Origin of the sequence: Fulvivirga ligni, from assembly GCF_021389935.1 — a bacterium.
Lineage (GTDB): Bacteria > Bacteroidota > Bacteroidia > Cytophagales > Cyclobacteriaceae > Fulvivirga > Fulvivirga ligni.
Map to the genome: position 1 here is coordinate 768064 of NZ_CP089979.1, position 25812 is coordinate 793875.

20 protein-coding genes and 1 pseudogene are annotated in these 25812 nt (G+C 39.8%); 9 read left to right on the forward strand and 12 right to left on the reverse strand.

What is annotated here, in order from left to right; genetic code table 11:
• Nucleotides 1-82: 82 nt before the first annotated feature.
• The gene (locus tag LVD16_RS03395; protein WP_233772182.1) at nt 83-985 is read left to right on the forward strand and encodes a diacylglycerol/lipid kinase family protein; all 903 of its coding nucleotides are present in this window, start codon (nt 83-85) and stop codon (nt 983-985) included.
• Nucleotides 986-1018: 33 nt separating this feature from the next.
• Here the strand turns inward: LVD16_RS03395 and LVD16_RS03400 are convergent, their stop codons facing one another.
• From LVD16_RS03400 to LVD16_RS03415, 4 genes are read right to left on the reverse strand one after another with little or no spacing between them, the layout of a single operon-like run.
• On the reverse strand, nt 1019-1285 hold the full coding sequence (locus tag LVD16_RS03400; RefSeq protein WP_233772183.1) for a hypothetical protein: 267 nt from the start codon (nt 1283-1285) through the stop codon (nt 1019-1021).
• A gap of 8 nt (nt 1286-1293) precedes the next feature.
• A complete protein-coding gene (locus LVD16_RS03405; protein WP_233772184.1) occupies nt 1294-1815 on the reverse strand; it encodes an RDD family protein in 522 nt (173 codons plus the stop codon).
• Nucleotides 1816-1871: 56 nt separating this feature from the next.
• Nucleotides 1872-2447 carry a class I SAM-dependent methyltransferase gene (locus LVD16_RS03410; protein ID WP_233772185.1) on the reverse strand — a complete coding sequence of 192 codons (576 nt, stop codon included), beginning with the start codon at nt 2445-2447 and terminating at the stop codon, nt 1872-1874.
• Nucleotides 2413-3291, reverse strand: coding sequence for a patatin-like phospholipase family protein (locus LVD16_RS03415; protein WP_305038995.1), 879 nt, complete (start codon nt 3289-3291; stop codon nt 2413-2415). The genes LVD16_RS03410 and LVD16_RS03415 overlap by 35 nt, the downstream gene beginning before the upstream one ends.
• Nucleotides 3292-3387: 96 nt before the next feature.
• Between LVD16_RS03415 and LVD16_RS03420 the strand changes: the two genes are divergently transcribed.
• From LVD16_RS03420 to LVD16_RS03430, 3 genes are all read left to right on the forward strand, one after another.
• Nucleotides 3388-4767, forward strand: coding sequence for a hypothetical protein (locus LVD16_RS03420; protein WP_233772186.1), 1380 nt, complete (start codon nt 3388-3390; stop codon nt 4765-4767).
• 116 nt (nt 4768-4883) lie between these two features.
• On the forward strand, nt 4884-7394 hold the full coding sequence (locus LVD16_RS03425) for a M14 family metallopeptidase (RefSeq protein ID WP_233772187.1): 2511 nt from the start codon (nt 4884-4886) through the stop codon (nt 7392-7394).
• A 2-nt stretch (nt 7395-7396) separates the two neighbouring features.
• A complete protein-coding gene (locus LVD16_RS03430) occupies nt 7397-7780 on the forward strand; it encodes an acyl-CoA thioesterase (protein WP_233772188.1) in 384 nt (127 codons plus the stop codon).
• 163 nt (nt 7781-7943) lie between these two features.
• On the opposite strand, the gene LVD16_RS03435 is transcribed toward LVD16_RS03430, so the two are convergent.
• From LVD16_RS03435 to LVD16_RS03470, 8 genes and pseudogenes are all read right to left on the reverse strand, one after another.
• The gene (locus LVD16_RS03435; protein ID WP_233772189.1) at nt 7944-8189 is read right to left on the reverse strand and encodes an acyl carrier protein; all 246 of its coding nucleotides are present in this window, start codon (nt 8187-8189) and stop codon (nt 7944-7946) included.
• Nucleotides 8161-8802, reverse strand: coding sequence for a TetR/AcrR family transcriptional regulator (locus LVD16_RS03440; protein ID WP_233772190.1), 642 nt, complete (start codon nt 8800-8802; stop codon nt 8161-8163). Before LVD16_RS03440 ends, LVD16_RS03435 begins: the two co-directional genes overlap by 29 nt.
• 9 nt (nt 8803-8811) lie before the next feature.
• Nucleotides 8812-11995 (reverse strand): annotated as a pseudogene (locus LVD16_RS03445) (efflux RND transporter permease subunit).
• A gap of 21 nt (nt 11996-12016) precedes the next feature.
• Nucleotides 12017-13162, reverse strand: a complete 1146-nt coding sequence (locus LVD16_RS03450) for an efflux RND transporter periplasmic adaptor subunit (protein ID WP_233772191.1) — start codon at nt 13160-13162, stop codon at nt 12017-12019.
• 29 nt (nt 13163-13191) lie between these two features.
• A complete protein-coding gene (locus tag LVD16_RS03455) occupies nt 13192-14526 on the reverse strand; it encodes a TolC family protein (RefSeq protein ID WP_233772192.1) in 1335 nt (444 codons plus the stop codon).
• Nucleotides 14527-14680: 154 nt separating this feature from the next.
• A complete protein-coding gene (locus tag LVD16_RS03460) occupies nt 14681-15139 on the reverse strand; it encodes a GbsR/MarR family transcriptional regulator (protein WP_233772193.1) in 459 nt (152 codons plus the stop codon).
• 73 nt (nt 15140-15212) lie between these two features.
• Entirely contained in the window at nt 15213-15710 is a 498-nt protein-coding gene (gene tpx / locus LVD16_RS03465) for a thiol peroxidase (RefSeq protein WP_233772194.1), read from the reverse strand.
• Nucleotides 15711-15725: 15 nt separating this feature from the next.
• Nucleotides 15726-17618 (reverse strand): M1 family metallopeptidase, encoded by a 1893-nt coding sequence (locus LVD16_RS03470; RefSeq protein ID WP_233772195.1) that lies wholly within the window; start codon nt 17616-17618, stop codon nt 15726-15728.
• Between the two features lie 416 nt (nt 17619-18034).
• Here LVD16_RS03470 and LVD16_RS03475 point away from each other — a divergent pair, with 416 nt between their 5' ends.
• The 5 genes from LVD16_RS03475 to LVD16_RS03495 all read left to right on the forward strand — a co-directional run bounded on the left by LVD16_RS03475 (nt 18035) and on the right by LVD16_RS03495 (nt 25787).
• Nucleotides 18035-20353, forward strand: coding sequence for a TonB-dependent receptor (locus tag LVD16_RS03475; RefSeq protein WP_233772196.1), 2319 nt, complete (start codon nt 18035-18037; stop codon nt 20351-20353).
• Between the two features lie 46 nt (nt 20354-20399).
• A complete protein-coding gene (locus tag LVD16_RS03480; protein ID WP_233772197.1) occupies nt 20400-21599 on the forward strand; it encodes a DUF4374 domain-containing protein in 1200 nt (399 codons plus the stop codon).
• A gap of 62 nt (nt 21600-21661) precedes the next feature.
• Nucleotides 21662-22924 carry a PepSY-associated TM helix domain-containing protein gene (locus LVD16_RS03485; protein ID WP_233772198.1) on the forward strand — a complete coding sequence of 421 codons (1263 nt, stop codon included), beginning with the start codon at nt 21662-21664 and terminating at the stop codon, nt 22922-22924.
• Between the two features lie 119 nt (nt 22925-23043).
• On the forward strand, nt 23044-24399 hold the full coding sequence (locus tag LVD16_RS03490) for a neutral/alkaline non-lysosomal ceramidase N-terminal domain-containing protein (RefSeq protein ID WP_233772199.1): 1356 nt from the start codon (nt 23044-23046) through the stop codon (nt 24397-24399).
• 218 nt (nt 24400-24617) lie between these two features.
• A complete protein-coding gene (locus LVD16_RS03495) occupies nt 24618-25787 on the forward strand; it encodes a sensor histidine kinase (protein WP_233772200.1) in 1170 nt (389 codons plus the stop codon).
• Nucleotides 25788-25812: the final 25 nt, after the last annotated feature.

Sequence of the window (25812 nt, forward strand, 5' to 3'; positions counted from 1 at the left end):
TCACTTATTAGAGAGATGCAATAGCAAATAGATTTCCATAAAGAAGGTAAGAATTTTTTAGATTTGACGTTCATACATTCTCATGATGGTTAAAGTTGGTTTTATAGTAAATGGTAAAAAGCGCCGTGCTCAGCGTTTTCAAAAAGAACTTGATGATTGCCCCATTGATAGCAACATCACCTGTATCATACGTGAAACGCACAGCAAAGGACATGGAATATTGCTGACCCAGGAATTAATTAATGAAGGTTGTTCTCATATTATAGCTGTAGGTGGGGATGGCACCCTGCACGAGGTGGTGAATGGTGTTATGAGGGCCAATCCAAATACGGTAATTGGACTGTTAAGAAATGGCACTGCTAATGATTTCTCTAAGAGTTTCAGCATTCCGGGATCTCTCAACGAACTATTGAAAGCCATTTCTAATGGCAAAACCGAAAAGATAGATGTGGGAATGGTAGAATCCACAGATGCCCTCGATGATCATGTGAGGTACTTCATCAATATTGCCAGCGCGGGTATGAGCGCTGGAGTAGTTGAAAAGGTAGAGCAATCAGGCTCATGGCTATCAGCTAATGTTACTTTCTTCATGGCCATAATTCGCACATTTTTATCTTATAAAAACCTGCCCGTTAAAGCCATAGCTGATGGCTGGTCCTGGGAAGGAAATATTAATACTATTGCTTTTGCCAATGGAAAGTATTTTGGCAGCGGACTGTGTATTGCTCCACAAGCTGAATTAAAGGATGGCCAAATCGCGGTGACTGTGATTGGTGATGTTAACCTATTCGATTATCTAAAATATACCGGAAAGCTAAAAAGAGGAAAGTTCATTCAACACCCTGAGGTGAAGTACCTTCATTTAAAGCAAGTTGCTTTGACCTCTCTTCAGGAATGTTGCATGGAAGCCGACGGAGAGTTGATAGGGAAGTTACCGTTGCAAATATCTATTTTGCCGCAAGCTGTGAGAATGATAAAAAAATAAGGGCCACTTTTAAAGCAGCCCATATTATAATGATTAATAATTACTAGCACCACCCATAAAAAGAGCGGCTCCAAATAAAGCAAAGAAGATCATATAAAGACCTATGATAATAGCAGCCCAGATAAGACCTGCCTTGGCCCAGTTCTCTTTATTTTTATTTGTGTTTCCTCCAAAGCCCCATACAAATAACATCACTATTCCTACGATAGGAATAGCAGTAATTAGGTAAGTAATTATCCATTCTTTAACTGATACTACTTCAGGGTTTCTTTCTGAGTTACTTGAATCAAGTGGTTCCATAAATTAAATTATTTTTTTAAAACTAAGGTACTTGCTAAAATATCATGTAGTGCTTGCTTTTTCTCCGTGAAACCCGCTATGATCCATCCAATATACAAGACTATTGTTGACAAAATTTTACATACATTCCTCACTATCGCTTTGCCGAATGTTAATCGTTCACCGTTTAAATCGGTAACCTTTAGGCCTACTGCCATTTTACCCAGAGTAGCCTGATTACCACTGCTTTCCATCAAAGAATAATACAGAATATAGGCCGCGTTGAAGAAAAGTGATATGATGGCCAGTGCCCTCATTGCCACGTAAAACATTTCCATTGCCTGCTCCTGATCCATTACCCCACGGTTTCTAGAAAAGGCAGTCAGCTCTTCCAAATACCCCATACCCATGGCTGTAAGAATGGCGAACAAAATCGACACAGCTATGTAAACTAAAATTGAATCAATAATCAATGCTAAAAATCTAAGCCAGAAGCCAGCATACACTAGCGGCCTCTTGTCCTGAGACGGCATGTCTAAGGTTGTTTCCATATAAAAAAAGTAAGTTTTTAAATTATGGGAACAATCTATTAATAATTTTTAAAGGATCAAAGGCTCGTTTTTTCCAGCACCCATACTAGCATGGAGCGTTTATCTTCTACCAGCACCGATTTAACCGGTTCTACTGAGACTACAGGGAAAATTTCCTGTATTTTCTCAATGTCACGCTTTGTAATCAGATAAGAAAAATTAGAGTCTTGCGGTGATGAAAGGCCAAGGTCAGAAGCGGCTCTGATGAAAAGAGTTCCTCGCGGCTTCAATACTCTCACCATTTCGCTGACCATGGTGTACATAGAGGTTTGATCGGTGGCAAAATGGAGGACGGCACTGCAAATAATGGCATCAAAAAAATTATCTTTCCAGGGCAGTGTTTCTAAATCTCCGGCAAGGAAATGCTCTTTAGGCAAAACCTTATACATCATATGGAGCATTCGCACCGCCAAAGGATTTTTATCTATACCATAAATGATATGACCGTTGTTTTTAAAATAGCTTAAGTTTCTTCCTTCACCACAGCCGGCATCCAGTATTCGGGGCTTATTTTCAAAGCGGCCTTTTAAAATTTGGTCTAGCAGGTAAATGTCTACATTACCCAGCGTCTGATTCAGCTCCTTGTAGTGCATACTTTAGTGATTTATAAAGTTCTTCCTTCCCACAGTCTATAAGCTCCGTGCTTCTGTAAAACTCAAAGGTACCACAAGTTTCGCGAGAAATGCGTATCACTATTTCAGGCTGATTTTGTGCTAATATGGCCTCAGAAATCCGGTCTTGCATCAGGTCTACCGACTTGGCAATAAGGTCGAAGTAGCTGAGCCTTTTGAGGCGGTTCGAGTTTTTCGGAAAAAAACTATTCCATTTCTCTATTAAAGGTGTAAAGCGGCCTTTTGTTTCAAGCTGCTTATTTTTTACTGAGCACGGAATAGCCGCATTAACATCAGAAACCACCACAATATCACCCTCATGACGCTGCACATAATTTATTGGAATAGGATTTAGCACTCCGCCATCCACGAGCTCCACATCATTAATTACGGCTGGTTTCATTACAGAAGGTATTGCTGCAGAGGCTCTTAAGGCCTGAAAAAGACTACCTGAAGTAAATACTACTTCTCTCCTATTTACAATATCTGTGGCAATGGCAGCATAAGGAATATCCAAATCTTCGATATTACAATCAGGAATGAATTTTTTCATTTCATTAAAAACCTTATCACCACGCACAAAGCCCTGTGTGCTAAGGGTAAAGTCCATGAGCTTAAAAACATCTACCTTATCGAAATTGCTCACCCATTCTTTATACTCATCCAGCTTGCCCGTGGCATAAACTGCACCTACCACTGCGCCCATGCTACTTCCTGATATAGATGTAATTTCATATCCTGCTTCCAGCAATCCCTCGATTACTCCAATGTGGGCCACACCACGCGCTCCGCCGCTGGAAAGCACTAATGCTACAGATTTGCTCATAGGTTTGGGTTTATGTGATTTGAAAAATCGATCCTTAAAAGTTAATATAAATTGAACGATTATTGAAACGAGTGTATACATATTAAAAGTTACGTTGTGCGCTCACTTATTCTTTTAATATTCTTCCTTCTGTCTTTTTCCACGATAATCTGTGCTCAAACCAGCAGCCCCAGGTATCGAAAGAAAAATTTCCAGCTGTCATTAGCTCCGGGAATCAGTACTAATGGCCTGGCTTCAGCTCATTATTTTAATAAGTTTTCTTTCAACCTGTTTGGCGGCATTTCGGCTGGCAACAGCTTTCTGGAAATTGGAGGTATTTCTAATTTGAATACCAATTATGCTAACGGCATTCAGTTGGCTGGCATCGCTAATGTGGTTGGAAGTAATGCCTTTACCAATCTAACACTAAGAGAGGAGCGTGATCTTATGAAAGAAGGCTTTAGTTCTGATTTTCAAGGAATTCAACTGGCCGGAGTGGTAAATGTGGTTCGGGACAATGTTTCCGGAATTCAGATAGCTGGAGCACTAAATTTCAACAACGGTTATGGCATGGGTATGCAAATCGGTGGCTTAGGCAATATGGTAGGCGATACGTACACTGGAGTACAAATAGGCGGGCTTTTTAATGTAGCCAAAAAAGGTATGGCCGGATCGCAGGTGTCTTTGCTTTACAATTACACCAACGGACAAATGCAAGGTATGCAAATAGCGCTGATTAATAAGGCGGCACGATCCAAAGGAAAAAATTCTCTACCTCCTGTACCACAGCCGGCGCTACAGATAGGATTAATTAACATCAATAAAGAAAATGCAGGCCATCAGGTGGGTTTGATAAACATTTCAAAAGTATCTAACGGACACCAAATTGGCCTGATCAACATTTTCAAAACGGCCCCGTCTAAACATCAGGAAAAGGGAAATACTCCCATCGGGCTGATTAATCAAGGCTCCAAAGGGGATCATATCAGGGTGTATGCCAATGAGCTTTTTATAAACATGGTTGAAATCACTACTGGCAGCTGCTATAACTGCTCTTTCACTGAGACGGAAATGCCCATTTCTGATAAATATAAAACCATGAATCAAAACGCCATTATCGTGGGCTATAACTGGGGTACTTTTGATAGTGAAGTAAAATGGGCCGCGGGATATGGGTTTGAGAAAGTATATTATAACAAAGCATCAGTAGCGAAGAATAAAAATAATGAGCGCTATTTTGTGAGCTCAGGCCTCCGCCTTTTACACTTGAATAGGGAAAAAGCGTTTAAACCCGAGCTGAACCTGCTTACTAAAATTCACACTGAGTTTGGCTTTAGAGTACGATCTTCTTATCTGTTTGCTGGCATATCGCTCAATTTGTATACCTATAAAAATGATGAGATTGAGCTGGTTCGTAATAAAGAGATATTCCAGGCCAGTCAAGATGATATCAATTTTAAAGGCTGGCTTGGCTACACGGTCGGGATACAGCTGTAATGATGATCCATTGACCATCTGACATCACCCTTTTGTGTAAAATAAAGGGTGTAAGTGATCTAATAGTTGCCCTCAAGGTAGTTTTTAAATAATTTAATGGTCTAATAAGCCATTTTATGAAAAAACTTCTATTTGCATGCCTGCTGTGGGCTGGCACTTTTGCTGCTAAAAGTCAGACTTTACAATCACCTGACGAATTTCTTGGTTATAAACTGGGTGAACGGTTTACCAGACATCATCAGGTGGTAGACTATTATGAATATCTGGCGGAAAATACAGAAAACCTCACGCTTCAACCTTACGGAGAAACTAATGAGCACCGACCACTGATGGTGGCCATCTTGTCTTCTCAGGAAAATATGAACAAGCTGGAGGAAATTCGCACCAATAACCTTAAACGCCTAAGCGGTGAAGGCGTAGAAAGAGATGGTGTGGCTGTAATTTGGCTCAGCTATAACATTCATGGTAACGAAGCCTCCTCTACAGAAGCCTCTATGAAAACTGTTTATGCTTTGCTTACAGATGCACGTGCTAAAGAATGGCTTAAAAACACAGTAGTGATCATGGATCCGTGTGTGAATCCGGATGGGCGTGATCGGTATGTGAATTTTTATAATCAGTACGGAGATAAAAATTATAACCCATCAGGAACGGCCGTTGAGCACCATGAGCCATGGCCAGGAGGAAGACCGAACCACTACCTGTTTGATCTGAACCGTGACTGGGCCTGGCAAACGCAGGTAGAATCTCAGCAGCGCTCTGAAATATACCACAAATGGATGCCTCAGGTACATGTAGATTATCATGAACAATTTATTAATAACCCTTATTATTTTGCCCCCGCAGCTGAGCCTTTCCATGAGATCATCACTCCATGGCAAAGAGATTTCCAAACTCAAATAGGTAAGAATCACGCCAAGTACTTTGACAAAGAAGGTTGGCTATATTTCACCAGAGAGAGATTTGACCTATTATATCCTAGCTATGGCGATACTTACCCAACCTATAACGGCGCTATCGGCATGACTTACGAGCAAGCGGGACATGGCTACGCAGGTTTAGGCATCATTACAGAATATGGTGACACGTTGACCTTAAAAGATCGTATAGCGCATCATTTTACTACCGGCCTGTCTACGGTGGAAATTGCCTCTAAAAATGCTGATCAACTTCTTGCTGAGTTTGAAAAATACTTCAAAGACAATCGTGAGAATCCTGTTAGTAAATATAAAACTTATGTAATTCGCTCTAGCGAAACTGACAAGCTCAAGGCACTCAGCAAATTCTTAGATAGAAACCAGATTACCTATGGAAAAGCCTCTAAAACAGGATCTTACAAGGGCCATAGTTATATTTCCAATAAGAGCATGAGCTTTAATGTAGGTGATAATGACCTGATAGTGAGTGCGCACCAACCACAGTCAAGATTAATTACCGCTTTGTTTGAGCCTGCAACTCATTTAACTGACACCTTAACTTATGACATTACGGCCTGGTCCGTACCATATGCTTATGGTGTAGAAACTTATGCGTTAACGGAAAAACTGGCTGTAACTCCGGGCTATAATTTTGAAGAAAATGGAAATACAGATTTCGAAACAGCAGCTTACGCATATGTATTGCCATATAAAAGTGTGGAAGATGCTAAATTCTTAGCAGCTATTTTGCAGGAAGGTATCAATGTAAGGGTGAGCCACAAAACATTGAAGATTGAAGGAAGAAGTTTCGATCCTGGTACTTTAGTAATTACCAGAAGAACCAACGAAAAATTTGGCGCCAAGTGGCAAACTATTCTTAAAACCGCAGCTGGTAAATATGATCGTAACCTTATTGCCCTTACCACGGGTTTTTCTGAGAATGGCGTAGACCTTGGTTCTGCAGAGGTGGCTCGATTAAAGGCTCCAAAAGTGGCCGTAGTTATGGGTGACAAAACATCATCATTAGGCTTCGGTGAGATCTGGCATTTCTTCGAGCAGCAGCTGGATTACCCGATTACAAATATCGGATCAGACTATTTCTCTTATGTTAACTTCTCAGATTATGATGTGATCATTTTACCTAGTGGAAACTACAGCTTCATCAGCGATGGTGCTATGGATCAGCTTAAAAGCTGGGTAAGATCTGGTGGTAAGCTGATTGCTATAGGTTCTGCCTTGAATTCATTTAAAGACAAGAGCGGTTTTGGGTTAAAAGAATATGGGTCTGACAAGGAGAAAAAGGAAGATGATAAAGATCCTACTCTGGAAGAAAAGTTATTACCATATGAAGAACAGGAGCGTGATCAGTTAAGTGAAGAGATATTTGGGGCTATTTTCAAAGTGGATTTAGACAAAACTAATCCCCTGGCCTATGGTTATGGCTCAACTTATTACAGCTTAAAAACCAGCAGTGATAAATATGCCTTCTTGGAAGATGGTGGTAATGTGGGTATCTTGAAGGATACTGCCACTCCTGTAAGTGGTTTTGCCGGCTACCGCGCCACCCAACGACTGGAAAACAGCCTGGTATTTGGTGTGGAAAGCATGGGAAGAGGAAGTGTGGTTTACCTGGTGGATGACCCTCTCTTCAGATCTTTCTGGGAAAATGGTAAGCTTCTTTTTTCTAATGCAGTATTTATTGTTGAATAACTATGCCTTATACACATACCATAAGAGTAAAACCTGAAGACATTGATCAAATGGGCCACGTGAATAACGTGGTCTATGTAAAATATGTACAAGATACAGCCGAGGCACATTGGAAAAACGTAGCCAGCAGCGACATGATGGATGAAACCTCATGGGTGGTACTCCGCCATGAAATAGACTACCTTGCTCCTGCTTTTCAAGATGATGTTCTAGAATGTACAACCTGGGTAGAACCAGCTGAAGGGCTTAAGTTGCCTAGAAATGTATCTATTAAAAATCAGAAAGGTAAAGAGCTGATAAAAGCTCGAACACTATGGTGTGCATTAGATGCTAAAACACACAGACCCAAGCGTATAGGTGAGGAAATGTACACTTGGTTTAAATAGAAATGAGGGTGCTTCTCCCGTAATTTATTTATCGGATTGTGACTATCAAAAATCAAAGCTTCTTTTTCAAGGAAGCTGTTTTTAATTTCCACCTGTAACTATATTCAACTAGACACTACGATCAAAGCACCCTCCTTTTCAGGGATTTATATAAAAAAAGCGATTAGCTTAATTTCGAATCCATATAGTTAGCTACATCTTCTACCGTGGCTAACTTTTCAGCTTCAACATCTACTACCTGCAAACCAAATTTAACTTCCAGCCTCATCATAAGATCGGTTAGGTCTAATGAATCTAAACCCAAATCCTTAGACAGATGTGAGTCTCTGGTAATGGAAGAAGGTTCTAAACCTACCTCTGTTAAAACATTTTTTACCTCATCAAAATAATCTGCTTTTACTGCCTTCATACTTTTTCACTTTATCTCTACTAATTTCAAATTCTTCCCGTTGGCCACTATTTATGGTGCCTCTCACATTATTCATAATGATTTGTTCTGCATACCGGTCTTTCTCAGCTTCGCTAAGTTTGTTGAGCTCATTTAGTCTACCGAAAAGTAAATCTTCTAATAGGTACAACTGCAGCTCCACAAAAACCCTTAAATCCACATCCTTAGAAATTACGCCTTCCTTTTGGGCCTTTTTAGCAAATGTGATTAACCTTTTGAAGACCACATTCTTTCTAAAAAGCTGATACTGAGCAGTAACCGGCTCATAGTATTTGTTAATTTCATACACACAAGGCTCGCTATATTGCTTCAGATACTGGTAAAACTGGTATTGCCATGCCATGAGCAGGAATAAATTCTCTGAATGCCCATGTTCAATTTTTGATAGTTTGCTTTTAGCTTCTTCTATTACTTCAGTGAAGATCTCATAAATGAGTTGTTCTTTGTTTTCAAAATGCTCATAGAACAGCTTTTTTGAGATTTGCAGCTCCCAAATCACATCATCAATAGTTGCCCTTTTGGGGCCGTATTTCAGAAATAATCTGAGAGCTGCTTTTTTAATCTTCTCCTTCATTTTCAGCGATTAATGAAGGTGTTTTTTATGAAAATCTTCTGCATTGTTTTCTTCTTGCAGCTTAGCTAAGCCTTTTTTACCATAAGCCAATTTGGTAATAGCTACATACAGTACCGGCACTATGAAAATACCTAATAGTGTAGCTGCCACCATACCGCCAAACACGGTCCAGCCAATGGTATTACGGGCTACCGCTCCAGCGCCATTTGAGAATGCTAGCGGAAGTACCCCTAAAATAAAGGCTAGAGATGTCATTATAATTGGTCTTAACCTCAGTTTTACTGCTTCAATAGTTGCTGTTACTATTTCCATTCCAGCCTCCACACGCTCTTTGGCAAACTCCACAATTAGAATAGCATTCTTCGCTGCCAGACCAATAAGAGTGATCAAACCGATCTGAGCATAGATGTTATTCGTTAAGTGAGGTAAGAATATCAAAGCGGTAATCGCACCTAGTGCACCTACTGGTACTGAAAGTAATACCGAGAAAGGTACTGACCAGCTTTCATAAAGAGCTGCCAGGAATAAGAATACGAACACGATGGATAGAGCGAAAATATAAAGCGTACTATCACCAGAAGATATCTCCTCTTGACTCAAACCACTAAACTCATATCCGTAACCTGCCGGTAAAGTCTGAGCCGCCACTTCTCTTAGTGCCGCAATGGCCTCACCACTGGAATAACCAGGTGCAGGATTTCCGTTGAATTCAGCTGAACGATAAAGGTTATAGTGGTTAATTACTGCCGCTGTCTCCACAGGTTTATGACTGATGAATGTGCTCAATGGCAGCATTTCACCTCTCATATTTCGAACATAATATTTATTAAGTTCTTCAATATTTCCTCTGTAACTGCTGTCTGCTTGCGCTACAACTCTGAAGTTACGATCATACAGCGTGAAGTCATTTACATATCTACTTCCTAAATAAGTTTGAAGCGTACCGAATATTTCAGTTAAGCTCACACCCATTTTCTTCGCCTTTTCACGATCTATATCCAAGTCAACCCCAGGAGTACTGGCGTTAAAGAAGGTATAGGCCATACCTATTTCAGGTCTTTGATTAGCGGCCATCATAAACTTCATTACATTGGCAGCATACTGGTTAATGTTATCATTGCTTTCTCGCTGCTCCATGATAAAACTGAAACCACCCGTTCTACCCAAACCTGGGATGGCTGGTGGCTTGATAACCAGCACATTGGCCTCTTTGATGGAACTAAACTTTCTCATCAAATCACCAACCACACCGTCTATCTGATCTTTTTCATCCTTACGTTCATCCCAAGGAGATAATGATACGAATAGTGTACCTGCATTTGATTTTCTTGAGAAACTCACCACGTTCAAACCACTGATAGCAGCGTAATCATGAACTGTTTCTGTAGAATCAAGTGCTGTCATAATTTGCTCAAGCACATTCTCCGTTCTGGAGATAGATGCTGCTTCAGGCAAGGTAAAAGAGATGTATAATCTGCCTTCATCTTCCTGAGGAATAAAGCCAGTTGGCTTTTTGGCAAACATGGCATAAGTACCCACGAAAACGCAGATCAATAATATCAGTGCTAATCTGCTGTGCTTAATGGTTTTTTGAACACCACTACCATAGTTTTCAGTGGTTCTGTTAAACCAGCCATTAAACTTATGAAATAGTTTATTTAAGCCTTTTGAATTTTCATCTATATCTGTCGGCTTTAAGAAAAGCGCACAAAGTGCCGGCGTCAGAGACAATGCTATAAAAGCTGAAAGCAATACCGAGATAGCAATGGTAATAGCAAACTGCTGATAAAGCTGACCCGTGATTCCAGGTATAAATCCTACCGGTACGAATACCGCTGCCAATACAAGGGCAATGGCCACTACCGGTGCAGAAATATCAGCCATGGCTCTCTTAGTAGCTTCTTTAGCATCAAGTTTCAATTCATCCATATAATGCTGAACGGCTTCCACCACCACAATGGCGTCATCCACCACAATACCAATGGCCAGCACGAATCCGAATAGGGTAAGTGTATTAATGGTAAAGCCTAAAGGAATAAAGAATACGAAAGTACCAATGATTGACACAGGCACGGCTAGCATAGGGATAACCGTAGCTCTCCAATTTTGAAGAAATAAGAATACTACGATTGTTACCAGAATAAGTGCCTCCACCAAAGTGTGAAGTACCTCATCAATAGATATATCTACTACTGATACTGACTCAAATGGGATCACATAATCCACATCCGATGGGAAGGTAGCTTTTAATTCTTCCAGTTTGTCATAAATACCTTCAGCGGTTTCAAGCGCATTACTTCCAGGAGCCTGATACACTAAAAGGAAACCAGCTTCGTGGCCATTTACATAGTGCTTACCACCATAAGTAAACTTACCTAATTCTACTCTGGCAATATCTTTCATGTAAACGATAGAACCATCTTCAGGATTTGTTTTAACTATGATGTTTTCAAATTCTTCCGGTTTGCTTAATCGGCCGTCTACGAAAACGGTAAGCTCAAAAGTTTGCTGATTACTTTGCGGTGAAGCACCTACCGAACCGGCAGCTACCTGTACGTTTTGCTCTTGAATAGCAGCTAAAACTTCTGAAGTACTCATATTAAGCTGAGCTAGTTTATCAGGCTTAAGCCAAATACGCATACCAAAGTCAGAACCTACACTAAATACGTCACCGACACCTTCTACCCTTGAAAGGGCATCTTTCACGTAGATGTTATTGTAGTTATCAAGAAAATCTGAATCATGGGTACCATTAGGTGAGTATAAAGTTTGTACCATAAGAATGGTAGGGTTTCTTTTTTCTCACCGTAAGTCCTTGACGCTGAACCTCTGTAGGTAGCATGGGCATAGCCACACTTAGTCTGTTTTGAACATCTAGTGCCGCAATATCTACGTTGGTTCCCAGCTCAAAAGTAACATCGATGGAAATAGAACCATCGCTGGAACTTGTAGAGCTAATATATTTCATACCAGGCACACCGTTAATCTGTGTTTCAATAGGTGTGGCCACGGTTTGTTCTACTGTCTGAGCATCTGCTCCTGTGTACATACCTGAAATCTGCACCACGGGAGGTGTAATGTCAGGATACTGGCCTATCGGCAAGCTCATAATGGCCAAAATACCGAGAAGCACAATCACAATGGAGGATACAATGGCCGTAATGGGCCGTTTTATAAATGTATTCGCTATCATAAATGCTGTTTCTTAAAAATTTTACTTAGCAGATTCTGCTTTTTTCTGTGCAGGAGCTGGTTGCTGACCCTGACCAGTTTGTACTGGCATGCCATCTCTTAAGCTTTGAATTCCTTCAACTATGATGGTTTGTCCTTCTTTCAAGCCATCTTTGATAATAATTTGATTACCAATAGCTTTTCCAGTCTCTACTTTCAGCTGCTTCGCTTTTCCATCCTGAACTTCAAACACAAAGAATTCACCCATTTGCTCTAATACCGCTTTGTGAGGGATGATCACATTATGACCAGAGTTGTTGTTCTTCACATTTACAACTACACTCATTCCGTCTCTTAGCTGCTGATCAGGGTTTTCAAAAGAAAGTCTTACTTTCAAAGTTCCTGTTTGAGAGTTTACACCACGATCTACGATAGCTACTTTACCAGGGTAAGAATATTTTGACTGATCTGGTAACGTGATAAATATGGCTGAATCTTCCAATACAGTTTTAGAAGACTTCAATTGAGTATATCTGCTTATTTCCGTTTCATTGATTTCAAAATCAACACCCATAGGATCATAAGAAGAAATGGTGTTTAGCAATGTTTGCCCTGGAGCTACATAAGCACCTAAACGCACCTGAGAAATACCAATGACACCAGAAAAAGGAGCCTCAATGGTAGAGTAATTCAGATCTGTTTGAGCTCTTTGAAGCGCAGCTTCTGCCGCTGCCACCTGCTGCTTTGCAGTTTCCAATGTAGTTTTAGCCACATCTACCTGCTGCTTAGCTATAGCATCCTGCTCACCTAAAGTGGTGTATCTGTCAGCATCTGCCTGAGCCTGTTTTAAGCTGGCTTTGGCAGAGTTTAAATTAGCCGATGCCTGATTTCTGGCCGCTAAGTATTTGCTCTGATCAATAGTATAAAGTTGCTTGCCTTTAGCCACCTCTGTACCTTCTTCGAAAGATATTTTTCTGATATAACCACTTACTTCACTTCTTAACTCTACTTTTTGAAGCGCAATAACTGTGGCGGGATATTTATCATAATAAACCGTAGGGCTTTTAGAAACTTTAGTGGTTTTCACAGAAACAGCTTGGGGAGCTCTTTGTCCCTGCTGCTGATCCGACTTACTACAGGAGAAAGCCAAAACACTTGCTACCGCTATAAGGTTGAAATATTTATTCATTATAGTTCTTTTAATGTCAGTTAATGTTATTAGTTAATATTGATTTGCCCGGCTGCTTTTTCTACATCCAACTTGCTAGACAATACATTGAGTAAAGCATTCAAATAATTCAGTTGTGATGTTCTTAAGTCAGACTCTGCGATGATCACTTCCAAATAGGCTTTAATGCCTTCTCTATATTGCAGATTCACGGTGTTATACACATCCTGAGCTATGTCGTAGTTCTCCTGAGAGGCTTTAAGTTGTTCAAGATTAGTTTTATAGGTACCTAAGGCCTGCACATACTGAGCGCTGATCTGATTTTTAAGATATTCCTCTCCTATCTCTAATCTCTGAAGCTGTAGCTTCGATTTTTGAATGCTTCTTATTCTTCTGGTTCCCTGGAAAATAGGTAACGATAAAGTAAGACCTACTGCGGAGTTAGGATAGTCCTGATTATACAGCTCAGAAAACTCATCATTCAGATAAGCCATGTTATAATTATAAAAAGCTGATAAAGAAGGAATATACCCATTACGATAGTAAGCGATAGATGCCTGGCTTAGCTGCTTTTCTGTTTCTAGTAATTGATATTCAATCCTATCACTATAATTCAAAGTCTGCAGTGTATCCAGTGTTACCTCATTGGCCATCGCCTCTATCTCATCGTCATGGACCTCAATTTCCTGATCTGCAGGATAGCCCATAAGTTGCTTAAGTATTGCCTTTTGAGTTTTTAAACCTTCAATGGCTCCTTTGCGCTGAGCTTCGGCATTATTTAATGAAATTTGGGCTCTTTTATAATCAATTTTATCAGATACACCGGCGTTATATCGGCTTTTAGCATCTTTAAAATTCTTATTTAGCCTCTCTATGGTTTGATCGTAAACACCGATTTGCTGCTGATAAACTAAAACCTGATAGTAGGCTTTACTTACATCAACGGTTAAATCAATTTTTGCTGATCTCACATTTTGCTCCGCTCGTAGTTTATAATCAGAAGATGTGCTGCTGGCAAGCAAAACATCACTGCTAAAAATAGTCTGCGAAACGGACACACCAATAGATGAGCTATATTTGGTTCCCAACTGCAATGTTCTAGGAGCCTCTCCTTCTACATTTAGCACGTTGGTTTGAATTTTTAAGTTATCCTGTAGGTTTCCGTTTAGTGATACCTGCGGTAACCAACTGGATAAGCTTATGCTTACATCTTTCTGCGCTATCTGCTGGTCTATCTGTGCCTGCTTTAATGCAGGTTGATTTTTCAGAGCGTAATCTATGCACTGCTCCAGCGTAACCCGTTGCCCTGGGTTAATATCATTAGATTGTCCTCTCGCTCCATGCCATAACATAAAGCATGCAGCAAGACAATAGAGTATTCTCATGTCAATGGTTATTATTAAGTATTGAGTAAAAAATTAGTGTTACAGTAGTTTGTTCTATGAGGCGCGTTCGGTTAGTTGCTCATGTGTGTTTGTTCTTTTTAATTCGTAAGTGACTAGTTAGTTCAGTATTTAAAGAACCAAAACGTAAAAAAAATTATTTGGTTTTGTTTTCCCAGTTTTTATATAGTTTCGGCACCTCTTTCCCCATGTACTCGATAAAATTTACAAACTCTTTCATAGCATTATTGAACTCCTTAGTGTCTTTAGGGCGCTGTTCCATAATTTCTCTGAGTAGAGATGCCCAGCACTGTTTTTTTCTATAATGCTCCATAAAGTTATCGCGCCACAAGGCAAGGTTGGATTTAAAGTAGCGCTTTCTGTCACCGGGTTTAGTAATGTATTCTACTCTGTTTAGCTTAATTGCTATATTCAGGGCATTACTGGTGGCACTTTTACTGAGTTGGAGGGTTTCTCTTACTTCATCAAAGGTAAGCTCTGGTTTATCGCTTACCAGAAGTAAACCTAGTACACGTGATACAGCCGGCGATAGACCTTCTGCCTCGTGTACCAGGCCGATTTTTTCTACTAACAACTTTTGCTGATCACTTAACATACTTTCAATTTTTCTATCTGCAAAAGTAAGTAGTTTTTTTGGTTCTGCAAAAGAAGAACCAAAAATGTTTATATCATAACGATCCTAAAGCCCCATCATAGTTAGGCTCGTCTACCGTTTCTTCTACTAGTTCAGTGTATCTTACCATACCGTCTTCATCAATAACCACTACAGATCGAGCGATTAGCCCTGCAAGTGGTCCGGTAGTAATTTTAATACCATAGTTAGTCGCAAAATCAGAGTTTCTGAAGCCCGATAAAGTTTCTACATTTTCAATGCCTTCTGCACCACAAAACCTTGCGTGAGCAAATGGTAAATCATTAGAAATGCATAACACTACTGTGTTATCCAGAGCAGAAGCTTTTTCATTAAACTTTCTTACAGAGGTAGCACAAGTGCCCGTATCTATACTTGGGAATATATTTAGTATTACTTTCTTTCCTTTATAATCTGAAAGAGCTGCTTCTGATAGGTCAGTCTTTGTAAGTTTAAAATCTGGTGCTGCTGCCCCTACTTTAGGAAGCTCACCGTTGGTACTGATTTCGTTACCTTTTAATTTAATTGTAGCCATTATTTTTAGGTTTGGTTAGTTATATTCTTCCCAATTTAACATCTCATCCAAAGTATTAGTGGAAACGAAATGATAATTAGGTCTTGCTTTTTCGTAAATCTCAAGAGCTCTCTTTTTGCCATCTTCCGTCTGGATAAGGGCCTTGTATAAAGGCACCAAAAATTTACGTCTCCCTGTGTGTACGAGAAAATCTTCTAAACGTTGGTCAGCCGGGGCGTAATTATTATTAATGCTTTGCTCCAACCAGGCAGCCACTACTTCTGAGTTACCTGTCTTGGTGAATGCGAAAGCTTCATCTAACTCTGCAAAGTGCTCTTTTGCAATGCTATCTGGGATAGACCTTACAAAATGCAACCACTCATGAGATGACCAATTAGCTGTATCTAATTCTGCAGGCGGTGTGCCCATAATAAACTTCTTCAACTCTTCATCCACTTTACCAAATCTGTCGGAAGTCGGTGTTGGAATATCATCTGGTAAACCTGGCTGATGAATCCATTCGTTGATCTTCACCATACCGATGTTTATCCTGCCTTCTGTTAGTAAATACTCATCCAGCTGTTTTATAAACTCTTCCGTAGTCATTGACTTGAAAGCATTTCTTGAGAAATAATCCTTTACAAAAGCATCAAACTTTTCTCTTCCAGCGGCTTCTTCTAAATATCTTAAGAATAGATAGCCTTTATCATAAGCGATTGAAGTAACGCCGTCGTCAGGATTTCTTCCTTCAAGTTCTAATCTCAATCTGGTATCACCGGCCATATTATTCTCTTGCATGTCAGCCACTTCAGCTTTCAGATCCTGGGCGGCAAGAGAGGCTAGCATCTCAGAATAATCTTTGCCATAAAGCTTTTCCATGATGCGATGCTCGAAATACACGGTAAAACCTTCGTTAAGCCAGAAATCATTCCAGGTAGCATTCGTCACCAAATTACCGGACCAGCTGTGTGCCAATTCATGAGCTACCAAAGAAGTAAGTGATCTGTCTCCTGCCAGGATAGTTGGTGTAGCGAAAGTTAAACGCGGATTCTCCATTCCTCCGAAAGGGAAACTTGGCGGCAATACTATAATATCATATCTACCCCATTGATAATCTCCATATAATTCTTCGGCAGCACTTACCATCTCTTCCAACTCTCCAAATTCATATTTGGCGGTCTCTACCACAGAGGGCTCAGCATACACACCCGTTCTGTCGCTAATAGACTCAAACTCCAGATCACCAACGGCCAGTGCCAATAAATAGGCAGGAATGGGTTGTTCCATTTTAAAATGGTATTTGCCTTCTTCATCTTTTTTCTGAGGATTACGAGCACTCATTAGTGCCAATAATTCTGAAGGCACCTCCACATCTGCCGTATAGGTAAATCTTATTCCCGGAGAATCCTGAATAGGAACCCAGGTTCTAGCCAATATGGCCTCAGACTGAGTAAATAAGAACGGATATTTTTTTCCGCTGGTCTGTGTAGGACTCAGCCACTGTAAAGCCTCTGCTTTTGGTGATGTAGTGTAATAAATGTTTACAGTTCTTACATCAGGCGTTATTTTAATAGTAAGTGGAGCACCCATGATCTTATCACTTTGTCCCAGCTGATATTCTGCCGGTTGCTCGTCATCTTTGCCTAAAGTTATCTTAGAAACGTTGAGGTCTTTGGCGTCAAGCACTAGCTCCTTAGCATTCTCAGCATTCTCTATACTTAAAGAGGCTTTGGCTGTAATTATGGTGCTATCAAAATCTACCATCGCGTGCCAATCTAAATGTGTAACTACAGATTCTTCTGGCTTAGCATAAGAGTGTGGATCTTCTACTTTCATAATGGGTTGTTCACTGGTTTCGGTCTTTGTCTCTGTCTGGCAAGCTCCTAAAGCGGCCAAAACAACAATAAATGCGGCTAATCTATATTTCATATATCTTCTATAAATCACGGTTATTAATGATCTCAAGGAAATTTTAGTCCTAAATATAACTTTAGGGCTACAGCAAAAAAAATATCAATACTTAACTAAAACAGATATAAGGCCTTTGGTTCTAGAAAAGAAAAATTCTATAAAATTAATTTGTATAAACTAAACATGAATTACTTATGCCAATAGTTCAATTTATAATTAGGATTTAAATTAAAATAATTTGCATTATATATAAATGTTGAAATAAATTTATTTTGAGGCAATTCCATCCTTCTTTTAAATTAGATTTATTCTAAACAATTTTCTTACATCAGCTTGATGACATACATTTGCACTAATTTGTAATTAGTCTAAATAGTCATTAGAAGTTGAAGGGTTATTTTTTTATCTGTCTATTAGTTCTATCTCATTTGTGTTTGGCTCAAAATACAGAAAGAGGTAGTGTATCCGGTAAAGTGTCTTCCTCCGGTAGCCCTCTGCCCGGTGTGGCCGTGGTCATTAAAAATTCCAACAAGGGCAGCATCACAGATATAGAGGGCCAGTTTCAATTAAAGAACATCCCTGCTGGAGACTACACGTTGCTCATAAGCTTTATGGGTTTTGAAACTCAGGAGCGCGCCATTCATATTAGTTCAAAAGAAAATTTAAATCTGGATATCACTCTTCAAGAAAGTACTCTTGAAATGGATGAAGTAGAAGTGGTGGGTAAAACTATCAGTCAGGAAATTACAGAGCAGCCGTACAGTGTATCTGCGGTTTCCACAAAAAACTTAAAAAACACCACTGCCGACGTGAAAGAAGTGCTGAATAGACTTCCTGGAGTAAGAGTATTAGAAGAGGGAGGCCTTGGCTCTTCCCTAAGTTTCTCTCTCAACGGTTTTTCGGGTGATCAGGTGAAATTTTTTCTGGATGGTATTCCTATGGATAACTTTGGTTCTTCTTTGAGCCTAAGCAGTATTCCTGTAAATGCAATTCAGCGAATAGAAGTATATAAAGGTGTAGTACCGGTGTGGCTTGGTACCGATGCACTAGGTGGTGCGGTAAATATCATTACCAATCAAAATAATGATTTCCTAGACGCTTCTTATACCTTCGGCTCTTTCAATACACATCGCGCATCAATCAATGGTGCCCATACGAATAAAAAAAGTGGTTTTACTGCCAGAGGAAGTCTGATCTATAATTACTCAGATAATAATTACGATGTGTATGTACCCATAACAGATAACCTGGGAAATGTAGAATATTACACTGACACAGAGCGATTTCACGATGCCTATGAATCGGCCACTGCCAGGATAGAGGCTGGTGTAGTCAACAAAAAATTTGCGGATAATCTATTGTTCGGAGTCATTTTATCAGCTGATGACAAAGAGGTGCAAAATGGAGCGACCATGGCCCAGCCTTATGGCGCCATTACCAGACGTAGTAAATCTTTTGTACCCACTTTAAAATATAGCAAAGAAGATTTATTGCTGAAAGGCCTGGATGTGAGCCTCAGCAACTCTTTCAATATTACCGAAACTAAAAATATCGATACGCTTCGCAATGCCTACTACAACTGGCTCGGAGAAAAAATTTCCAGTGGACAAGCTGCGGAAAATGGCAATGCCAATAACACCACCTTAGATAATAAAGAATTTACCAGCCAGCTTAATGTTGGTTATGTCATTCACCCAAAACATGCCTTAGCACTCAACTATAGTTACCAGTACTATCACCGAAAAACATTTGATTCAGAAGATCCGGATAATGTTGCCAATCGCTTTCCTGGCATACTTCATAAAAACATCATCGGCTTGGCTTATAAATATGAACCCAACCAAAAATGGAACACTACCCTATTTGGAAAGGCATATTTGCTCAACCTGGAAACCAGCCCGGATATTACTGAACAAGATGGCAGTAATATCTACAAATCCAATTCGAGTAACATTGGCTATGGCTTGGCCTCATCATACTTTTTACTTCCTCAACTTCAGTTAAAGGCCTCTTTTGAAAAAACTTACAGACTTCCCTGGGCTAATGAGGTTTTCGGAAACGGCATGTTCGTTAATGCTAATGCTGATCTAAAACCTGAACAAAGTGATAATATTAACCTTGGAGCCAGTTTAGGTTTCCGTGTGGGTAAAGAGCACAGCTTTAAGGTGGAAACCAATTTTGTATATCGCAACGCGAAGGATCTAATTTACGCAGTAGTTACGGTATCAAGCCCTGAAACAAATTATAGTAATTTATCTTCTGTGCGCACTGTGGGTGTGGAAGGTTCCTTTGATTACAACTGGAAAAACTTTCTAAATATAGGCGCCAGTATTACCTACCAAAACATAACCGACCAGGCTGATATGGTTTATAATGACTACTCTGGCTGGCAGCAAAACTTTAACAAAGGCTATAGACTACCCAACACACCATACCTCTTCGGAAATGCGCGTGCAGGAGTAAATTTCAATGACTTATTAACGGATGGAAGTACTTTAAGAGTAAACTACTTCTTCAATTTCAATCAGGAATATTTTTTAAGCTGGGCAAAATATGGCTCTAAGGATAGCAAAAAAGTGATTCCAAGCCAGGCTTCTCATAATGTAGAACTGACCTACAGCTTAAAAGATGGGAAATATAACCTGGGACTAGAGGCCAGAAACCTGACTGATGCTAAACTCTATGACAAATATTATTTACAAAAGCCAGGAAGAGCATTCTATCTGAAGCTTAGGTATGTATTAGGAAGATAATTTTAACACTATATAACAATTCAAATTTAACTGAAATATGATTTCTATGAGAAGAATGAGGCTGTGGACACTGAGCCTTTTGGCAGCAAGCTCAGCCATGATGATGACAGCATGTGGGGATGATGACAGCATTGAGCCTGCAGGTGATTATGTTTTATCATTAGCAATTCAAGGTACTGAAGGTGGTTTTACTTACTACTCTGTTCCTTTTGAAGATGTAATGAGCGGAAAACTATCCGCCACTGGCAGAGGTATAGAGCAGCCAGGCTATTATGATTTCACACAAATAGATGAAACTATCTACAGCATTGGCGGTCTTAATGATGTGAACGTGGTAGGTATAGGCAGAGATGCTAACAGACAGCTTACTCAAGTTGGCGATGTATCTTTTGCCAGCAGCCTTTCAGATATTATTAAAGCAGATAATAACACATTAGTATCAGTAAGTGTATCATCTTCAGCGGATTCCATCACTTTCTACAAGTTTAACGCTAACACAGTAGAGGTTACTGAAACTAAAAAAATTGCCGTTTCTAACTTAACTGATGTTGCTGGTCCTTCTTATTCTGGAATGGTAATCAGTGGTGGACATTTGTTCTTAAGCTACTACATCAGTGACCCTTCAGACTATTCTACTAACTATACAGATCAAGCTGAAGTAGCAGTATTCACTTACCCTGGTTTAGAATTCGAGAAAGTAATTACCGATGACAGAGTTGGTCCAATTGGTGGGTTCAATGTAAAGTCTGGTTTAATTAAAGATGAAAATGGTAACATCTACGCTATTTCTCACTCTAATCCAGCTAACGGTTACAGCCAAAGTACTCAACCTGCTGGTATCCTAAAGATCAACAGTGGTGAGCCTGAATTTGATGAGGAGTACTTCTTTGATATTGAAGAGGCTACTGATGGTTATAACACAGCACACGTAAAATACCTGGCTAACGGAAAAGCATTTGCAGAAATCAACACAGCAGATAGAACTGAGCAACTAGTATGGTCTGATAACCCACTTCAGTCAGCTATTATCGACTTTGAAAACCAAACTGTAAACTTCATTACAGGTGTACCTGAGCACAAGGGCGACGGAAGAAGACTTTCAGCGCTTTATGCAGATGGATTTGTATATCTGTCTATCCCTGAAGATGGTGTAATCACTGTTTATAGAATGGATCCTGAAACTTACGCATCTACAAAAGGAGCCACTGTAGAGGCCAACTTTGTAGCTGGTTTCTTCAAGCAATAATCTCATAAGAGCATGTCACAAAACCATTGGCTTTGTGACATGCTCTTTAATATTTATATACCATGAAAAACAAAAAGAAAAAAAGTGCACTGAGACGATTTAATGACTGGGCTCACCTATGGCTCGGCCTTATCTCTAGTATAGTGGTGCTTATTGTGAGCCTTACCGGATGTATTTATGTTTTTCAGCAGGATATAAAAGATGCTATGGAGCCCTGGAGATTTGTGGAAGCGCAAGATCGGGAGTTTGTTCCTCCAAGTATTTTACTAGACACCGCCCAGAAGTATATGCCTGGTAAAAAAGGTACTGGCCTTACTTACAGCAATGAGGAAGGCGCAGCAGCCGTAGGTTTTAGCTCTTTTGAAAATGGCAAACGTAGTTTTTCTGTGGTGTTTATGAACCCTTACACTGGGGAGTTTTTAAAAAAACAGCAGACTATCGGTAATGGTGAGTTTGATTTTTTCCGATTTATCATAGATGGCCATAGAGCTTTGTGGCTTCCATACAGTATTGGCCGGCCAATTGTAGGAGTATCCACCATCATCTTTGTGATTCTTCTTATTACCGGACTAATTATGTGGTGGCCTAAAAATTTTAAGAAGTCAGAAATGCGTAAGAGCTTCAAGATAAAATGGAATGGAAGCTTTAAGCGCGTTAATTATGACTTGCACAATGTCTTAGGTTTTTACAGTCTTCTTCTTGCCCTCATCATTGGGCTCACTGGCTTGGTATGGAGTTTTGAGTGGTTTAGTAACTCTGTCTATTTTGTTACCTCCGGTGGCGAATCACAACCCGAACATAGCCACCCGCATTCTGATGTGGCCAATGCCGGGCTTATCAACAGCAGCGAAGTATCACCTTTAGACCAAGCCTGGTATAAAACCATAGCCTTAGAACCTAATGCGCAGGGTATGTATATGACACCTCACTTAGAGGATGAAGACGATGCCATTGAAATAATAGCTTATCAAGATCTTGGCTCCTGGTATAATCACAATACTTACTTTTATGATCGCTACACGCTCGAGCCCATGCGCCATCACGGTGACCGCTTCAGTGAAGCCTCTTTTGCAGATCAGCTTTCCATGATGAACTATGACATTCATATAGGAACAGTGATAGGACTATCGGGTAAAATCTTAGCTTTTCTAGTCAGCCTTATTTGTGCCAGCCTACCAGTGACAGGCTTCTTAGTTTGGTTGAATAAGAAGAAGAAGAAAGCAAAAAAGAAACAATCCCACTCTAAACCAACGGGTTTTAAAGGACGACCGATTCAATACAAAGTAAAGCCGATTACCACCAAGGAAGCTTCTTTCAGCGAATAGATTTTCGCCACAATCCTGCTTGTCGGTTTTTTTGTGAATTCTTACGGATTTTTGCTGCCCTAAAATGATTAGGTAATCCTATTTTTGCGGTTGGGCTGAATTTTTTGTTCTGAGGAGTTATGAGAATAGGCAAAAAGTTATCATTTAGAATCTTTATTTTTCTCTGCGTTATCGCAGCGATTATTTCCAATCTCATTCAGCGTATTGATCGCACAGCCTTGGATAAGTTGCCTGCCTATCATCAAATGTTATCGGAGCTGGATACCTTGGACCTATCCGTGAATGATGAAAATGGAACCTTGCAAGCAGGCTGGGGCAAAGCGAATATTACCCCTGAATCTGCCACTAGCCTCGCCGGTTATGGGCGAAGAGGAACCTACCAGGAGGTGCATGACTCACTTTATTCAAGAGCCATAGTTTTAAAAAACAGTGAGGCGAAGATAGCCCTTATTTCTCTGGATCTCATGCTCTTTCCACCAACAGTGAAGAAAAAGCTCTTCCCAGAAATGGCCAAGCTAGGATTTAAACCTAACAACATTGTCCTTTCGGCCACTCATACCCATAATGGATATGGCTCATGGAACCCTTCTTTTGGAGGCCAGATTATTCTGGGAGGCTACAATGAAGAGTTGGTGGATGAACTTGTGAGCCAGATACTGCAGTCCGTACAAAACGCTGAGATTAATTTAGAGCCAGCTACCCTTGGCTATTTCCAGGTTGAGGCTGGCAAATATCTGGAAAATCGTCTCGACAAAGAGAATGGCATAGTAGACCCTTGGATTCGAAACCTAGCTATCAAAAAGCAAAATGGTGAAATTGGGCTTTATACCACATATGCGGCTCATGCCACCTCCATCAGACAACAAATACATGCCCTAAGCCGCGATTATCCAGGAGCTTTGGTAGACCGATTGGAGAATAATGACAGCATTGACTTCGCCATGTTTGCCGCTGGTAACGTTGGCAGTCACAGACTCGCTGGCATTAAAGAAGAAGACTTTCCCAGAATAGATACTACCGCCGCAATACTTAAACAATTAATAATAAAAGGCTTAGAAACAGTTAAATATTCAAGCCAATCCGAGCTATTAGGTAAAAGAGTGACTTTGCCTTTACCGCCAGCTCAAATGCGTATTTCCGAAGACTACGGGGTAAGTACCTGGGTCTTTGAAATGGCCATGGGCGATCTTAAAGGCGATATTTCTATCGCCATCATTGGTGATAATATGATTGTGGGTATGCCTTGCGACTTCTCCGGTGAGATATTCCAAAACGCTCATCTCGCAGATTTAGCACAAGCCAAGGGTAAGCATCTGATCACCACGAGTTTTAATGGTGAATACATTGGCTACATTACCGAAGATCACTATTACGATGAAGTGGAAAAAGAAGAAGTTCGTGCCATGAATTGGGTAGGACCACACATGGGAAGATACTTTTCTGAAGCTACGGCTAAAATTATAGAGAGGCTTTAAGAGCACAAATAACTCTATACTCTCCATACCAAAATATAATATTGGCAAATGGAACTAAAAGCTACAAATAACAATTATGGGAATGTTTATTTAGGAGATGAAAAATTTATTTAGACCTTCTATATATTATATAATAAAAAATGGATAAAATTTAATCGGGTTTAATGTGTTCTTTTGTACTCTATTAATGATTAAATTTGCCGTTTAAATAGATTTCATTGCACAGAATTCAAATGAAGAAAGCCGCTAATTGCCTAAAGGATAATGTTTCGTCCATTATGGGAGTTTGGGAAGACCAAGTAACAAATAAAGTAGTGGCATCTCGGAAAGCTAATAATATTGCTCTTCACGACCACTTGCCCAACCTAATTAATGATATTGCTGACATTCTAGAACGTTACAGTGAATTTGAACAGCTGGATATTTCTAATGACACCAGGTACAATGAAATATTAACCAATAGCATTAAACATGGGCGACACAGATCGGCCACTACGTCCTATACAGAGGGTCAGATCATACATGAGTACATAATTTTCCATCGTACCCTTAGCCAGTTTTTATTAAAAAATAATCTATTAACATTAGAGATTACAGAATTACTAAAATATGTCATTGAAACCTGTATCCTTAAGTCTGTAGAATCTTTCACCCAGGCTATTCAGCAAATGCAGGAAAAGCTAATAGGAACCTTAGCGCATGACATGCGAAATCCACTTACTGTAGCTCTTCTCTCTGCTGAAATGATTGAAAATGATATGGACAGAGCTACTTTTGAAAAACTGAAAAGTTCATCTGTCAGAAGCATAAAGAAGACTCTGAAATTAGCTGAAGGTCTCTTAGACAGCATCAGTGTCAAATCTGGAGAGGGCATAATGCTAAATTTTGATCATGAAGATATTTTACACGATGTAGAATGGATATTTAAAGAAGCGCAAGATATTTATTCATGTGAAATAATACTCAATGCCCCTAAAAACAAAATCATTGGAGTTTTTGATGGTATAGCCATTCGGAGAATGCTCGAAAACCTTATAACCAATGCCATAAAATATGGAGCCGCTGAAGCCCCTATCACTATCACGGTTAATGATGAAACAGACTCTGTTCTTATAAGTGTGCATAATTACGGGGAAGCAATACCTAAAGATAAGCAGAAAGCCATTTTTAATTTTTTAAAGAGTGATGGCTCCGTTAGCGATGGAAAAAGAGCGAGTTGGGGAATGGGCCTCACATTGGTACAAATGGTAGCACATGCCCATGGTGGTGAAGTAATGCTTGAGAGCAATGAAAATGGCACCATTTTTACCACTAAACTCTATAAGAATTTTAATGAAGTAGGTAAAAAAAGAGCCAACATTACGAGTAATCTTTTAATGAACGGGTAAAGCTATAAACTTCACACGTAAATTC